The following is a 13,472-nucleotide window of genomic DNA, read 5'->3' as shown; positions in this document are numbered from 1 at the left end:
CTCTGCTCCTTCCATTCAAACATGATATAATTTCATCAGATTTAACGTGAAAGGATTGGACACAGGATGCGAAAAAACCTTTTATATATTGAAGACGATCCGGAAATTGGTCAATGGGTGAGCGATAATTTAACAGAGCGAGGCTACCGTGTAACTTGGCTGACTTCCGGCGACCGCGCGGGTGAGCACATGTCAGACAGTGATCTCGTGCTGCTGGATGTGATGCTTCCCGGCCTGGATGGCTTTTCTGTCGGGCAGCGGCTGAAGAAGGATTATCCGCAAACGCCTATTCTGATGATTTCGGCGCGGACCTCGATCGAGGACAAGCTGCAGGGGCTTGTATTTGCAGACGATTATGTGACGAAGCCGTTCCACCCGGATGAGCTGGCGGCAAGGATCGAAGTATTGCTTCGGCGATTTGGCCCAACGATCGGCTCGTGCCTGACACTTGGCCACCTCCATGTGTATCCCGAGGAAAACCGGTTAGTCGATCAACGAACCGAAAATGAAATTATTTTAACCGGGAAGCAATTTCAAATCTTCATGTATTTATTGCGCCATGCTAATCAAATTATGACCAAGGAACAAATTTTTGAAGCGGTCTGGGGAGAGCCCTACATGGAAGGGGATAAAACATTAATGGTGCATATTCGCTATCTGCGCGAAAAAATTGAAGAGGACCCGGGGAATCCGAAAATCATTGAGACGATTCGCGGGATCGGCTACAGGGTGAGATCGTGAAATTCCGCCATTCTCTCTTAGTCCGATATTTGCTAATCGTCCTGATCGCTCTGTTCACTTGGCCGCTTCTCCTGCCGATGGCGACTCTCCTCTATTTCTCCCCCCAATATTTCACAGAACCGGCTGCGAACCGCAATATTTATGCCAACGGGCAAAGGATCGAAGAAATGTGGCATAACGAAGCAACCAAGCTTAGCGAAAAGACGGAGGATACGATTAGTCAACAACTGCAAGCTCTTAAACAGCAGTATCCGCTGGCTTCGATGTTTTGGGTCAATGCCGCGGGCGAGACGAAACTGACGCTTCCTAAGTCAGATACCATTCCGGAACGATGGACGCCATCGGAGACCGTTCAATTTATGAAGCAAAACAGAGGAATAGAGGCTGATCCGTTTACAGTAGTCGCATTGATTGGCCAGGACCCGAACCAGGGCTTTATGGTCATCCAGATTCCTCGTTCACTGATGAGGTCAGAGCTTCTGCACACGTTAGACAGCCGTTTTCTCATAGCGATTATTGTTAGTATATTAGCTTTCTTCCTGTTTGCATCCTGGTTGTTCTTCTACAGAATCCGCAAACGGCTGGTTAGGCTTCAGGAGGCTATGACCGTAACCGATGAAACCGGCATTCCCCATCGCATCGAGGTGCTTAAAAAAGACGAAATCAGCCAGCTGGAGCAGTCATTCAATCATATGATTGATCAGTTAACCAGCAGCAGGAAGCGGGAGCAAGAGGAAGAAGCCCTGCGCAAGCAGCTTATTGCCAACTTGTCTCATGATATCCGCACCCCTCTAACTACTATTCGCGGACATGCTTATTCTCTGCATAAGGAGTCCTTAACGGAACCCGGCAAGCAGTCGCTGACCCTGATCGAGACGAAGGTGGAGTATTTGGCACAATTGATTGAAAATCTTATGTCCTATACGCTGCTGTCCGCAGGAAAATATCCGCTGGAAATGAAGGAAACCGATGTTATCCGACTAACTCGAACCTCCATCGCCATGTGGTATCCGGTATTTGAGAAAGACAACATCGAGGTCAATGTCCATCTGCCCGAAAAAGCAATGAAATGGAGAATAGACCCGCAATGGTTCGTGCGGATATTGGATAATTTATTTCAGAATGTTATCCGTCACGCGGGAACGGGACGCTATGTCTGTGTGCGCACAGTAGAAAGAAACGGGAAAATGGCTATCGCGATTGAGGATAAAGGTCCTGGGATCAAAGCTCATACCGATGACAAGGGGGCGGGAATCGGCCTCACTATCGTCTCACTAATGATCAAAGAGATGGACTTGAATTGGGAAATCATTAGTTCATCGAAGGGCACGGCCGTCTATTTGTTCCCGAAAACATTTTAAACTAAATTTAAACAACAGCCATGCTTTGTTTTAACCTTCGGCAGCTACAATGAATGCTGAGGTGAGCAAAGTGAGTGAATTTGTTATCCAAACGTACAACCTGTCTAAACAATATCGATTGCACAAAGCTGTAGACCAGGTCAGCCTGCAAATAAAAAAGGGAGACATTTACGGCTTTCTGGGACCGAACGGAGCGGGCAAAACAACCACCATCCGCATGCTGCTTGGATTAATCAAGCCTTCCCAAGGATCTATTCGTATTTTTGGCAAAGACTTGCGCAAAGAAAAATTGGCCATTCTCCGCAAAGTCGGATCCTTGGTCGAGTATCCTTCGTATTACGGGCATTTGACGGCTTACGAGAATCTGGAAGCGATCCGCCGCATCCTTGATGCCCCGAAGTCACGGATCGATGAAGTCCTTGCCATCGTCCGTCTGGATAAAGAAGCGAAGCGAGCGGTCAAGGGCTTCTCGCTTGGTATGAAGCAGCGGCTCGGGATAGCGGCAGCTTTGCTGGGTAACCCGGAACTGCTTATTCTGGACGAGCCGACGAACGGGCTGGACCCGGCGGGAATTCTTGAAATCCGCGAATTAATTAAAAATATGCCCAAGCAGCATGGAATTACCGTGTTGGTTTCCAGCCATCTGCTTAGCGAAGTGGAGCAAATGGCCAACCGGGTCGGCATTATTCGCAACGGATCGATGATGTTCGAAGATACGATCGATAGCCTTCGTAAACGGACCAAAAGCAAAATCCGCATCGCCGTTTCAAATCCCGATCTGGCGCTGAGAGTTGTCGCCTCCACCGGGTGTTACGCCGAATTACATGGGACATCGCTGCTCCTCGATGAACTACCGGAAGACAAAGTAGCCGGGGTCGTAGAAATGCTCGTCCACGCCCGTCATTCGATTTATCGGGTAGAAGAACAAAAAAAATCTCTCGAAGATATTTTCCTGGAAATCGTCGGAGAGGGGAGCAGTTTATGATGACGCGTCTTCTGGCGGCCGATTTTCTCAAAATCCGCCGAAAAGCGATCTGGTTTCTGATCTTCCTCGGTCCCTTCGGGGTAATCGCTCTACAAGCGGCAAACTTCGGCCTGCGATATGATTATTTAACTAAAATATATGCTTCTGACCTATGGGGAGGGTTACTCAGCAATATTCATTTCTTGATTCCGATTACGATATTTCTCGGAATGACCATTTTGGCCTCGATGATCGCCAATATAGAGCACCAGTTGAGTTCATGGAAGCAGCTGCTGGCGCTGCCGCTTTCCCGGATTTCCGTCTTTAGCGCGAAATTCACGCTGTGTGCCGTTCTGTTGTTAGTTTCCTGTACTGCGCTCGGAATAGGAACTCTAGGGCTCGGGATCGCCCTGAAATTCGGAACGGATATTCCTTTCCTGGAAATTATCAAGCTTAGCTTCTATCCGTGTATCGCTGCGCTTCCGGTTTTAGCACTGCAGCTATGGTTATCGGTCATTATGAAAAATCAGGCCTTACCGCTGACTATCGGAATTGTCGGAGCGATCCTCTCTCCATGGGCCCTTAAATTTCCGGATTGGTTTATATGGAAGCTGCCTACGCTGGTCAATGAAGCGAACATCCCGGAATATTCCGTTGCGGCGGGCTTGGCCTTCGGGCTGGTTATCTTTCTTCTTGGCTTATTCCATTTTACAAGACGGGATGTGAACTGACATGGGACCCTTTAGGAAATTACTGAGCTCGGAATGGTTGAAAATGCGGAAGTCCAACATATGGCTGCTCATTTTTATCAGCCCCGCTTTATCGGCCATCACCGGAATTCTATTGCCGCTTGACACTCCGGAGCTTGCCTGGCTAAATCTGCTCATGATGACAGCCAGTCTGCACGCTATCCTATTTTTGCCTTTGTTGACCGGCGTTTTTGCCGCCTTCGTATGCCGTTACGAGCACGCATCCGGTGGATGGAAGCAGCTGCTGGCCTTGCCTGTTTCCCGGAATTCTCTTTACATGGCGAAATTTTTCGTAGTGATGGCGCTGCTGGCGATTACCCAACTGCTATATTTACTCGTTCTGCTGGCCGTCGGTTATGGGCGCGGGATAGAGGCTGCGGTTCCATGGGATTTCATTGGACCGAGCATCTTTGGCGGATGGATGGCAACTCTGCCCCTGGCCGCTTTGCAAATGTTCGTTTCAGTCGCATGGTCGAGCTTCGCAGCTCCTCTGGCAATCAATGTCATCTTCACGATTCCCAATATGCTTATCGTGAATTCGTCGACTTACGGCCCGTACTACCCTTGGGCCCAGCCGGTCCTGTCGATGTTGTCCGCCTCACCGGACAAGTACGTTGCGTTTAATGTTTCGTTAGAAACGCTGCTTTATGTTATAGCTGGCGGCTTCCTGCTCTTTTTCGTGACAGGAATAACCTATTTCCGCCGTAAAGAGATATAATCAATGATCGAAACCAAAGCAAGCCGGATATGACTTAGCCGGAACCATAAGCCCCATAAGCTTCATAATTGGCTTTCCGCCTAAAAAGAACCTCTCACCGCCTCATCATGCGGATTGGGAGGTTCTTTGCTTATACCTGACCAAGAATATTTCAATCCCCTTGCACTGCACTTGCATCCCTTTAGGCATCCTCCATCTCGTCCTCTATCTACATTCTCTAGCTCGTCCACTATCTTCATCCTCTATCATCATACCTATCTACTTCCCTTTTCTCCACCCTCTACCATTATCCCCATTTCCGTCCCTTTTCTTGTCGTCAACCATCCATCATTCCTATCTACTTCCCTTTCTCCACTCTCTACCGTCTTCTCCATTTCCGCCCCTTTTTCCATCCTCTGCCATCAGCCCTTGCATTCAAACTTTATCCACTATGTTCAGACTTTCTGAGCGAAGGGGATAACAGTCAAAAGCAGTTGGAAGAGAAGACCGTGAGCAGCCGCTCTAGGAAATTTCGGCTCGCAAATCGCAGAGATGGTCGTAACTAACGAGTGAACCACGCCTTTATAAATTCTTTAGAAATAACCATTACAATGAAATTTGCAAATGGGGCCGGCAAACCTGTATGCAAATGAAATTACGAAAGGAAGATTTCTATGAAACCCATTGTAGCTGATGAACGAATTCAGCTGCTGGATATCGCCAGAGGCTTGGCCATTCTCGGTATCCTGTTCGTTAACATAACGTTCTACAGCAGTTCCCTGCAAGCTATCCAATACCAAATCGAGCTATGGCCCGATTTCTGGAACCAGGCAGTCAAAAAGTTTCTGGACATTGTAATCACCGGAAAATTCATCGCCATCTTCGCCTTCTTGTTCGGGTACGGGATGATTCTGTTTAAAGACCGGGCCGGGCAAAAGGGAAGAAGGTTCGGCGCGTTATATTCGCGAAGGTTGCTCGCACTGCTTATCTTCGGACTTCTGCATGGATGGTTTATCTGGTTCGGGGACATTCTCGTTCACTATGCTCTGCTAGGTTTCGTACTGCTAATCTTTCATAAATGCAAGCCGAAAACCTTGCTGATCTGGGCGATCCTTCTGATAATGCTTATCCCGGTACTAATGTTGATCAGCTCAGGGGAGTCAGCGGCTACTCCCAAAATAAGCCCGGAATTTCAACAGCTCATTCAGCAATTTATAGAGCGGGATCAAGCGATTTACGGCAGCGGTTCTTTTGCCGCCATTCAGCAGCAGCGAATATTGGACTGGTATGCGTCGGTTATGAATCAGCTCATTTTTTATCCGCAGATCCTTGGACTGTTTCTGATGGGGGCTTACTTTGCCAAACGAAAGCTGTTTCATGATTTGTCGGCGAACCGGCCTGTGCTTACCAAGATTTGCCTCTGGACTGGAGGAATCGGACTAACCTCGATATTGCTGCCCATCCTCCTGGAGCTAACGGCAAGAACCAGTGCTGCCGGGTGGATCGATAAACTGAATGTGTTCCACTATTTGCTGGGCTCTCCATCGATCGGTCTGTTCTATATAACCCTATTAGCGCTTCTTGTGCGGAAAAAAGCATGGGAACAGGCGCTGGAGCCACTGGCGAATGTCGGTCGAATGGCCTTCACCAATTATATTATGCAGTCGGTTCTGTGTACGTTGATCTTCTATAGCTACGGCCTTGGGTGGTATGGCCAGGTAGGGCCGTTGACCGGATCGCTTATAGCCCTAATCGTATTCGGGTTACAGCTCCTATTCAGCGCTCTATGGCTTCGGCGTTTTAAGATGGGCCCATTGGAATGGATATGGAGAACCGTTACTTATTTATCCGTTTCTCCTAACCGGAAAAAGAAGCTCACCTCTACTCTCTAATCGTCATTTGCACATAAGCGCCGCCTTCCGGCCGATTCCCAACAGTGACCGTACCGCCATGTTTCTTCGTTAATGCTTGCACGATGTACAGTCCGAGTCCCGCATGACCTTTATGGACGGAGCGGGAAGGGTCCCCCTGATAAAATTTATCGAACATATGGAGTAAATCGAATTCAGAGAAGCCGGGACCGGAATCATTCACCGTCAGCTTGGTTATTCCTGGACCGATGTCCAGTTCCCACTTGATTTGTGCGGCGTCCGGAGTAAAGCGGAGACTGTTGCTAATAACGTTATCCATCATTTGCTCGAGGCGCTGCACATCTGCTTTAAACCAACCGTTATGACCATCTGCGACGCGAATAATCGATTCGAAAGAAATTCGCTTGGCCGCGCAAATCATCCGGTACTCCTCCGTTTTCTCCTGGACAAAAGCGATCAGGTCCACCGGGCGAATCGATAAAGTAAAATCAGGACGATCAATTTCCGAGATTGAGCTCATGTCGTCCAGCAAACGAACGGCCCGATCCGTATTTTTACGAATCGTATGCAAATATTTGTCCAGCCGTTCAGCCTGCCTCGCTCTACCTTCCAAAAGATTGTCGACGTGCCCCCGAACTATCGTCAGCGGTGTCCGGAGATCGTGCGCAATAGCCGCTACCATATCTCGGCGCTCCTGCTCCATCTGCCATTGTGTGGTCAGAGATTGTTGGAGCGCCCCCCTCATTTCCTCAAAGGCGCCAGCCAATTGTGTTAACTCCTTGGAGCCCCCCGCCTCAGTGAAAGTAAAATCAAGATCGTTGTTTTGAATTCGCCCAGCACCGTTAATCAGTTCGGTGATTCGGGGCTCCAGCCGCTTCCCTACCTTACGGGCAAGGATAATGGTAAATAATAGAATGAAAATAAAGGGGGCCGCCATATTTCCCAGCACAAACAGCAATACCAAACCGCCTTGCTTTGGATTGCTGTTTATTAATCCAAGGGTATACCGGATTACGAATACCCCGGCTAACTCATGCTGACTGCCTAGAATAGGATAATATTTGATGATCCGCCCATTGATATGCTCGGTAGTATTCAGCTTGCGAAGGATATCGCCCGGTTCGTTAAAGAACCGCTCTCCGTTCCAGCCGTATCCCCCCCCTTGTCCCGAAGCATCCATCACTTGATAATCGAAGCCTTCCAGCGGAATAACCTGTTCCAGCTCTTCCTGAAAGTCCGGAGAAAACAGCTTGTCCTTATTTTGCTCGGCAAATTGAATGATCTCTGGAATTTTCTGTTCATAATAGTTAGATGGATGCAGAAAACTGTTGGCCTTGATAAGGAAGTAGAGGCTAATCCCCCATGTGCCGGCCGTACATCCTATGCTTAACAACAGCGTAACGGCCAAGGCTATCATAAATTGGCTGCGAAAAGTCAGCTTCCTCATCATGGGCCGCTCTCCCATCGATAGCCTATTCCCCATACGGTGGCGATGTACGTCTTGTCTGGATCGATGTTGGCCAGCTTCGCTCTTATTTTTTTAATATGCTCCGTGACAGTTGATGAATCTCCTTCCGCATTAAAGCCCCATACCTTGTCATAGATTTGGTCGCGGGTAAACACTTGGTTGGGATGAATTAGCAATAATTGAACAATTTCAAACTCGCGAATAGTAAGCGGGACTTGACGGCCTCGGATATACAAGCGATAGCTTCCTGCATCCAGAGAAAGCTCGCCATAATGTATGATCGGACGAATTTTTCCCGCACCGTTCCTTTGTTCTCGGCGCAAATGAGCACGAATCCGTGCCATCATCTCTTCGATACTGAATGGCTTGACCAGATAGTCATCCCCGCCGATCATTAGACCTTTAATCCGGTCTTCTTCACTTTGGCGGGCGCTGAGGAACAGTATCGGACAGGAGACCAGTCCGCGGATAGCACAGCATATTTCCCATCCGTCCATTCCGGGCATCATCACATCGAGAATAATCAAATCCGGCTTCGCTCCAAGCCATTCGAAAGCCTGGCCGCTATTATAAGCCGCTAAAACTTCATACCCTTCATCTACTAATGCGTCTCTTATAAAATCGACAATTTCGGGTTCATCGTCGACAATGAGTATTTTTTCCTTCATAAGCTTCCTTTCCAGCCGGATCGGGAGATACCGGTTTCCCAAAAGTATCCTTTAAGGGCCCCCTTTATTCCACTCTCGGCTTTGTCGGATCACAATCAGGGGTATGGGTCTCCGAAACTTGCGACAGCTTGATTAAATAGTAGCATTCTTCCCGCGCCATATGATCGGCCATAAGCGGCTGCAGTGTACCGAGCAGTTCGGCATTCAGATCCATTTCCTCCAGCTCCTGCAAAAATTCTCGGAACAACGTCATTTCCAACTCGACTTCTTTATTGAACCGGCTCAACGCCGGAAACCGCCGCAGATTGGTCCGTAGATAGCCGGCCATTTCTACCGCTTTATCGTAAAAATCGGAGAAATGGTGAGCGAATGCGCCGCTCTTGGCAATCAGTCTTTTTTCCACCATATCCAAGGATCTTTTAATGGATTCAGCATGACCTACCGCATCCAGAAGCCATAGCTGGTGCAAATGTACCGCGTGAAATTCGGGGATTTTCCCATAAGTCAGAATGGACTGCATGATTCGTAAATACTCCTCTACCTCATTCACCATATGATTGACAAATGTGGGAGGCAAATGAAATTTAATATTGTGCATCAGCAATCTTTCCAATAAATGCAGCTTATAAGAGCGGATCTCGCGCGCCCGCCAATAAGCTGTCTGATTCAGGCGGAGAACCCCGTTAACATCCAGATTAGATCGTGCTTGGTTAAGCAAGTCATCGAATGTCCGGATAAAATATTGTGCCGCCCCCCGCTCTTTACTTTCCTCTGCCGTCAGGGAATCGTATATGAATCGGGCGTGATCCCCGAGCACCTGTAACCAAAAGCGGTGCTCAAACAGCACTTCGGCCGAACGCTCTCCGGCAATTATATTTTCCATCGTTCCTATCCGCCTCCTTCATTTCTGCAGAGAAATCCGCTTCCAATGAAAACTATGATGGAATACGCAAAATTATGACGAGGCGAATCGAGACAAATCGAAACGAAACCTATTAATCCGGCCTAGGCCATCCATGGAAATATTGGCCACTATACTATAGCGGAAACCAACTCTTCCTAATAATCGTAAAATGCTAGTAGAAAAAAATAACTCCACTACTACGCAGTGGAGTTTACGAATGCGAGGCTGCTGAAAGCTCGGGTTACGGAATGGAGAATGCAAGGTTAGCGAATGGATGTTATTTGATTGAATGGAAAAATCCGATACACGGCCCGGCCTATAATTTTCTTACTATCGACAAATGGATTAGACCATAAATGAGAATCCAGGCTTTCATTCCGATTATCTCCGAGAAATAAATAGTGATCCTCCGGAACCGTAATCGGCCCGAATCCATATTTCATCGATTCCTTGACATAACTCTCCTCCACCTTCACCCCATTGCGGTATAATTGACCGTCGGTTATTTCGATCTCATCTCCGGGCAAACCAATAAGACGTTTAATCAGCTTCTTATCGAGGTTGGCTTCAGCCGGGGGATGAAAGACGACAATATCCCCGAACTGTAATTGATCGGGCTTCACCGTTTTATCAATAATTAGTATATCGTGTACTTGGAGAGTAGGAAGCATAGATTCCGAAGGGATATAGGCGGCTTGCCCCACATTGGTTCTGACGAAGAACAGGGCTCCCAACAATAATAGAAAAGGGGCCCAAGATTTAGCCAGTCTGAAAATCCGGTTCATGGAAGCTCTCCTCCTGATTTCAGCTTTTTTCCAAAGCTATTTTTCTCTAACTATAGAGCAAAATAGTATGCGTTGTAAAGTTAGGAGGGGGCTGCCACACGCTAGTGGTCCCCGTGATTGCCTTTGGCCGGGTTCGTAATAACGAATCCTTCTTGCGGAAAATATAAATAATCAATCTTGACGCCGTCCAGCATCGGCTCGCTTCGGTCCAGCAGCACCTCGATTTCCTTATCCGTCACGACAACCTCGTCATTCTCCCCCGGCTTGTCCAAATCCAGCCCGTAATGGGCGTGGTCACCATGCTGATGAGTAACGACCACCCTCAGCTTTAGTTCCTTGTTTTCTTCTTTACTCAACTCGTTCTTAATAATTTTCGCCGCGTTGCGGGTAATTTTACATTTCATTGTATTCCTTCCTCCCGTCCTGTCTATAACTAATAATAGGTTCAATAGCTTATAAGCTATTGTATCATTTCTTTCCCATGTGGTAAGCATCGGTTTTTTCGGATATCATTACAATAAGGCATCCGGTTATGGCTTTCATTCCATTTAAATGAGGTGAGTGGGTCTATTATGCAATCATTTTACAGAAAATATTACAAAACGATCTTTGATATCGCCTTGATCGGAATTACGATCTATTTGTTTATGCTCCTGTTCAGCTATTTGTACCGAATAGCGACTCCAATTTTCTTTGCGCTGGCCATATTCGCGATTATTGAACCTTTAGCCAAGTTTCTTCACCGTAAAGGCGTTAAAAAATCAATAGCATCTACTATCTCCACCCTGGTGTTCATTCTAGTCATACTAGGAATCCTAACAGGTTTAGGAGCCATCTTCACCAGCCAGATATATAATCTGGTAGAAAAAATTCCCGTGTATCAACGAATTCTTCAGGAGCAGATTATGAACAACGCCGATTTTTGGCAGGACAAGCTGAATGCTATCTCTCCAGAATGGATAGAAAGGGCCAAAGATTTCTCCTCTACCATTATTGAAAGAGGTGCAAAACTTGCAACAGGCTTTTTGAACGCTTTGTTTAACGGGCTTACCTCCTTCTCCACCTTTTTAATCAACTTTCTGATTGGTGTCATTCTCGCTTATTTTCTCAGCATAGAGAGTGAGAATTGGAGAAGAATCGCTACAACCCATACACCTAAAACATTTAAAACGGCCTTTTTATTTATTAAAGAGAACGTTATAAAAGGAATTGTCGGCTATATAAAGGCCCAGTTAAAAATGATTTCGGTTACGTTTCTCGTCATCTTTGCCGCTTTGTTAGCACTTGGGGTTAAGAATGCCTTCTCGATCTCTTTGTTGATGGCCGTATTCGATCTGCTGCCGCTGCTTGGAGTGTCCACTATTTTTATCCCGTGGATTATTTATTTATTTATTGTCGGTCAAACTTCATTAGCGATCTGGCTGACCGTGCTGTTTGCAGCCGTCATCATTGTCAGACAATTGCTGGAGCCCAAAATAACCGGAGATACGTTGGGCGTCTCTGCCTTTACGATGCTCTCCTTTATGATCATTTCCTTATCCTTGTTTGGCGTTGCCGGGCTGATCCTGTCTCCGATTCTTATCATTACGCTGAAAGCATTGTATGAGCAAGGATACTTAAAGAGCTGGATCAGGCTTCCTGAGGAAGAATACGGGCAATAGGAAGCTCACTATAAGGGATTGCCCGATGCCTACACTGCCGAGTCTACGTCCTGTTAAAAGGAAGGGGCTGTTCCTGAATAGCTCGCGGATTGCAGCTCAATCCTTCTTTTGTGGCTCCAAATACTTTTTGCCGATCCGATCGGCAAACCAATTGGCCGCCAGCATCGTCACTGCGATATCATCGATGGGCATAAACGGAAGCACGTCTGGCAGCACCCAGTATAATAGCACTGGAACGAGGAACAGCAATTTTTCCCGCAGAGGAACCCGAGTGGAGCCGAGCAGGCGAAACACTTTTCTAAAGACATGGGACCAATGTTTAAGAGATAGAAGCTTTCGCATGTTCCTTCCCTCCGGATTCGGATTTCCTCATATTAACGGCTTACTTCTTATTGTACCTAATCGATTCAGGTTTAGACATGATTATCCAAAAATCATGCCCGCTTGACATCATATGCCAAATTTTTTATAGTTTAAGCGCGGCGCCCAGCGTTCTGCGCTGCTTGCTTAACGAACGGATCGATCTGTTCAGCTATAAACTATTAGTAAAATTCGCCAGTCGTAGGATTAAGGAGTGGAGCAATGATTGATCGGAACAACGACAAGGACAGCCTGGGCAGTAACGGGTTATTACCGCAGCTGGAGAGCTTGGCCGGGGAATTCGTCTACCTGATAAGACATGAGCTGAGGCAGATCAAAGGGGAGGTCCAGCTGGCAGATGGGCAGATTTTTTTGCTGATGATCCTGTCCAGGCTGCCCTTCTGCAAAGCTTCCGATATTGCCTGTCACATCGGAATTACGTCAGGTGCCGTTACCGGAATGACTGACAAATTGGTTAACATGGGATTGATTACTAGGGAGCGTTCCGAGGAAGATCGTCGGGTGGTGCTGTTCTCCATTACAGATAAGGGCAGGGAAACCGTTCATAAAATAGTAGAAATAAGAGGGGCCTGGTTACGCAACTTTCTATGTCAGCTATCGATTGAAGAGATGGAAAAGGCCGTCGAAGTATTCGCCAAGCTTAAAGCACTGATCGAACTTCGCCGAAGCGGAAATGATCCTGCCGAACCCTCTCCATAACGAAGAATGGTTAGGTTGTCTATCGCCGTAATCCAGTTGCTCCGGGAGGAGAAGCAAGCTTATGAATAATATGATCAAAAGATCCAGGACGGCCGCTTTCTCGCTTCTGGCGGGAGATTGGGTCGTTCTTCTGCTGTTCACCGTACTTGGCGGGATAGAGCACCAGATGGGCTTGTCCGTATGGGACGCCGTTATCGTCGCCCTGCCTTACCTTATCATCTGGCCGATCATCGCTTTTCTTTCGGGTGCCTACCGGGACCAAACTTATTCCAGCTACACCAAAACCACTGCAATGATAGCTATTGCCTGGGTCATAACTCATCCGTTGGCCTTAGGGTTAAGATGGTTTCTGTACAACAAACCGGCTTTCACCACCTTTGCCCCGGTCGCTCTGGTCTTTGTTTATTTGTTTCTCGTTATTTGGCGTTTAATTTTTGTATGGATTTACAAGCGCAGCACTAACGAGACGGACAAGCAGGCCTAGTCACGATAAATTGGTGTCACCGGGCCAATGGCTCAAGCT

15 protein-coding genes are annotated in these 13,472 nt (G+C 47.3%); 9 read left to right on the top strand and 6 right to left on the bottom strand.

The features are described 5' to 3' along the window. Window positions 1–66 precede the first annotated feature (66 nt). The 6 genes from KJS69_RS14865 (at window position 67) to KJS69_RS14840 (ending at window position 6,404) form a co-directional block, all read left to right on the top strand. Window positions 67–741 carry a response regulator transcription factor gene (locus KJS69_RS14865; protein WP_213584565.1) on the top strand — a complete coding sequence of 225 codons (675 nt, stop codon included), beginning with the start codon at window positions 67–69 and terminating at the stop codon, window positions 739–741. Next, entirely contained in the window at window positions 738–2,102 is a 1,365-nt protein-coding gene (locus KJS69_RS14860; protein ID WP_249730536.1) for a HAMP domain-containing sensor histidine kinase, read from the top strand. Before KJS69_RS14865 ends, KJS69_RS14860 begins: the two co-directional genes overlap by 4 nt. 70 nt (window positions 2,103–2,172) lie before the next feature. Beyond that, entirely contained in the window at window positions 2,173–3,087 is a 915-nt protein-coding gene (locus KJS69_RS14855) for an ABC transporter ATP-binding protein (RefSeq protein WP_213584564.1), read from the top strand. Further along, window positions 3,084–3,797: an ABC transporter permease gene (locus tag KJS69_RS14850; protein ID WP_213584563.1), complete on the top strand. Its 714-nt coding sequence runs from the start codon at window positions 3,084–3,086 to the stop codon at window positions 3,795–3,797. The genes KJS69_RS14855 and KJS69_RS14850 overlap by 4 nt, the downstream gene beginning before the upstream one ends. A 1-nt stretch (window position 3,798) precedes the next feature. After that, window positions 3,799–4,533, top strand: coding sequence for an ABC transporter permease (locus tag KJS69_RS14845; protein WP_213584562.1), 735 nt, complete (start codon window positions 3,799–3,801; stop codon window positions 4,531–4,533). A gap of 653 nt (window positions 4,534–5,186) precedes the next feature. Further along, window positions 5,187–6,404 carry a DUF418 domain-containing protein gene (locus KJS69_RS14840; RefSeq protein ID WP_213584561.1) on the top strand — a complete coding sequence of 406 codons (1,218 nt, stop codon included), beginning with the start codon at window positions 5,187–5,189 and terminating at the stop codon, window positions 6,402–6,404. Here the strand turns inward: KJS69_RS14840 and KJS69_RS14835 are convergent. The 5 genes from KJS69_RS14835 to KJS69_RS14815 all read right to left on the bottom strand — a co-directional run bounded on the left by KJS69_RS14835 (window position 6,394) and on the right by KJS69_RS14815 (window position 10,612). Continuing rightward, window positions 6,394–7,833: a sensor histidine kinase gene (locus tag KJS69_RS14835; RefSeq protein ID WP_249730535.1), complete on the bottom strand. Its 1,440-nt coding sequence runs from the start codon at window positions 7,831–7,833 to the stop codon at window positions 6,394–6,396. The two genes, KJS69_RS14840 and KJS69_RS14835, sit on opposite strands and share 11 nt — an antisense overlap. Further along, window positions 7,830–8,519: a response regulator transcription factor gene (locus KJS69_RS14830; RefSeq protein ID WP_213584560.1), complete on the bottom strand. Its 690-nt coding sequence runs from the start codon at window positions 8,517–8,519 to the stop codon at window positions 7,830–7,832. The genes KJS69_RS14835 and KJS69_RS14830 overlap by 4 nt, the downstream gene beginning before the upstream one ends. A 64-nt stretch (window positions 8,520–8,583) precedes the next feature. Further along, window positions 8,584–9,402, bottom strand: coding sequence for a DUF2935 domain-containing protein (locus KJS69_RS14825; protein ID WP_213584559.1), 819 nt, complete (start codon window positions 9,400–9,402; stop codon window positions 8,584–8,586). A gap of 284 nt (window positions 9,403–9,686) precedes the next feature. After that, window positions 9,687–10,208, bottom strand: coding sequence for a signal peptidase I (gene lepB / locus KJS69_RS14820; protein WP_213584558.1), 522 nt, complete (start codon window positions 10,206–10,208; stop codon window positions 9,687–9,689). Between the two features lie 101 nt (window positions 10,209–10,309). Next, window positions 10,310–10,612, bottom strand: a complete 303-nt coding sequence (locus KJS69_RS14815) for a HesB/IscA family protein (protein WP_213584557.1) — start codon at window positions 10,610–10,612, stop codon at window positions 10,310–10,312. A gap of 168 nt (window positions 10,613–10,780) precedes the next feature. Here KJS69_RS14815 and ytvI point away from each other — a divergent pair, with 168 nt between their 5' ends. Next, window positions 10,781–11,869 carry a sporulation integral membrane protein YtvI gene (gene ytvI, locus KJS69_RS14810; protein ID WP_213584556.1) on the top strand — a complete coding sequence of 363 codons (1,089 nt, stop codon included), beginning with the start codon at window positions 10,781–10,783 and terminating at the stop codon, window positions 11,867–11,869. Window positions 11,870–11,965: 96 nt separating this feature from the next. Here the strand turns inward: ytvI and KJS69_RS14805 are convergent, their stop codons facing one another. Then, window positions 11,966–12,211: a C2 domain-containing protein gene (locus KJS69_RS14805; RefSeq protein ID WP_213584555.1), complete on the bottom strand. Its 246-nt coding sequence runs from the start codon at window positions 12,209–12,211 to the stop codon at window positions 11,966–11,968. A gap of 240 nt (window positions 12,212–12,451) precedes the next feature. Between KJS69_RS14805 and KJS69_RS14800 the strand changes: the two genes are divergently transcribed. Continuing rightward, complete coding sequence (locus tag KJS69_RS14800; RefSeq protein WP_213584554.1) at window positions 12,452–12,949, top strand: MarR family winged helix-turn-helix transcriptional regulator; 498 nt, start codon at window positions 12,452–12,454, stop codon at window positions 12,947–12,949. A gap of 61 nt (window positions 12,950–13,010) precedes the next feature. After that, the gene (locus KJS69_RS14795; protein WP_213584553.1) at window positions 13,011–13,433 is read left to right on the top strand and encodes a DUF3054 domain-containing protein; all 423 of its coding nucleotides are present in this window, start codon (window positions 13,011–13,013) and stop codon (window positions 13,431–13,433) included. Window positions 13,434–13,472: the final 39 nt, after the last annotated feature.

It is taken from the genome of Paenibacillus sp. J2TS4 (assembly GCF_018403245.1).
Taxonomy (GTDB): domain Bacteria; phylum Bacillota; class Bacilli; order Paenibacillales; family NBRC-103111; genus Paenibacillus_L.
This window is presented reverse-complemented; position numbering and strand designations above follow the sequence as displayed.

Coding starts and splice junctions, on each gene's coding strand:
- KJS69_RS14865 (WP_213584565.1), top strand. CDS start 67: ATGCGAAAAAACCTTTTATATATTGAAGACGATCCGGAAATTGGTCAA.
- KJS69_RS14850 (WP_213584563.1), top strand. CDS start 3,084: ATGATGACGCGTCTTCTGGCGGCCGATTTTCTCAAAATCCGCCGAAAA.
- KJS69_RS14845 (WP_213584562.1), top strand. CDS start 3,799: ATGGGACCCTTTAGGAAATTACTGAGCTCGGAATGGTTGAAAATGCGG.
- KJS69_RS14840 (WP_213584561.1), top strand. CDS start 5,187: ATGAAACCCATTGTAGCTGATGAACGAATTCAGCTGCTGGATATCGCC.
- KJS69_RS14835 (WP_249730535.1), bottom strand. CDS start 7,833: ATGATGAGGAAGCTGACTTTTCGCAGCCAATTTATGATAGCCTTGGCC.
- KJS69_RS14830 (WP_213584560.1), bottom strand. CDS start 8,519: ATGAAGGAAAAAATACTCATTGTCGACGATGAACCCGAAATTGTCGAT.
- KJS69_RS14825 (WP_213584559.1), bottom strand. CDS start 9,402: ATGGAAAATATAATTGCCGGAGAGCGTTCGGCCGAAGTGCTGTTTGAG.
- lepB (WP_213584558.1), bottom strand. CDS start 10,208: ATGAACCGGATTTTCAGACTGGCTAAATCTTGGGCCCCTTTTCTATTA.
- KJS69_RS14815 (WP_213584557.1), bottom strand. CDS start 10,612: ATGAAATGTAAAATTACCCGCAACGCGGCGAAAATTATTAAGAACGAG.
- ytvI (WP_213584556.1), top strand. CDS start 10,781: ATGCAATCATTTTACAGAAAATATTACAAAACGATCTTTGATATCGCC.
- KJS69_RS14805 (WP_213584555.1), bottom strand. CDS start 12,211: ATGCGAAAGCTTCTATCTCTTAAACATTGGTCCCATGTCTTTAGAAAA.
- KJS69_RS14800 (WP_213584554.1), top strand. CDS start 12,452: ATGATTGATCGGAACAACGACAAGGACAGCCTGGGCAGTAACGGGTTA.
- KJS69_RS14795 (WP_213584553.1), top strand. CDS start 13,011: ATGAATAATATGATCAAAAGATCCAGGACGGCCGCTTTCTCGCTTCTG.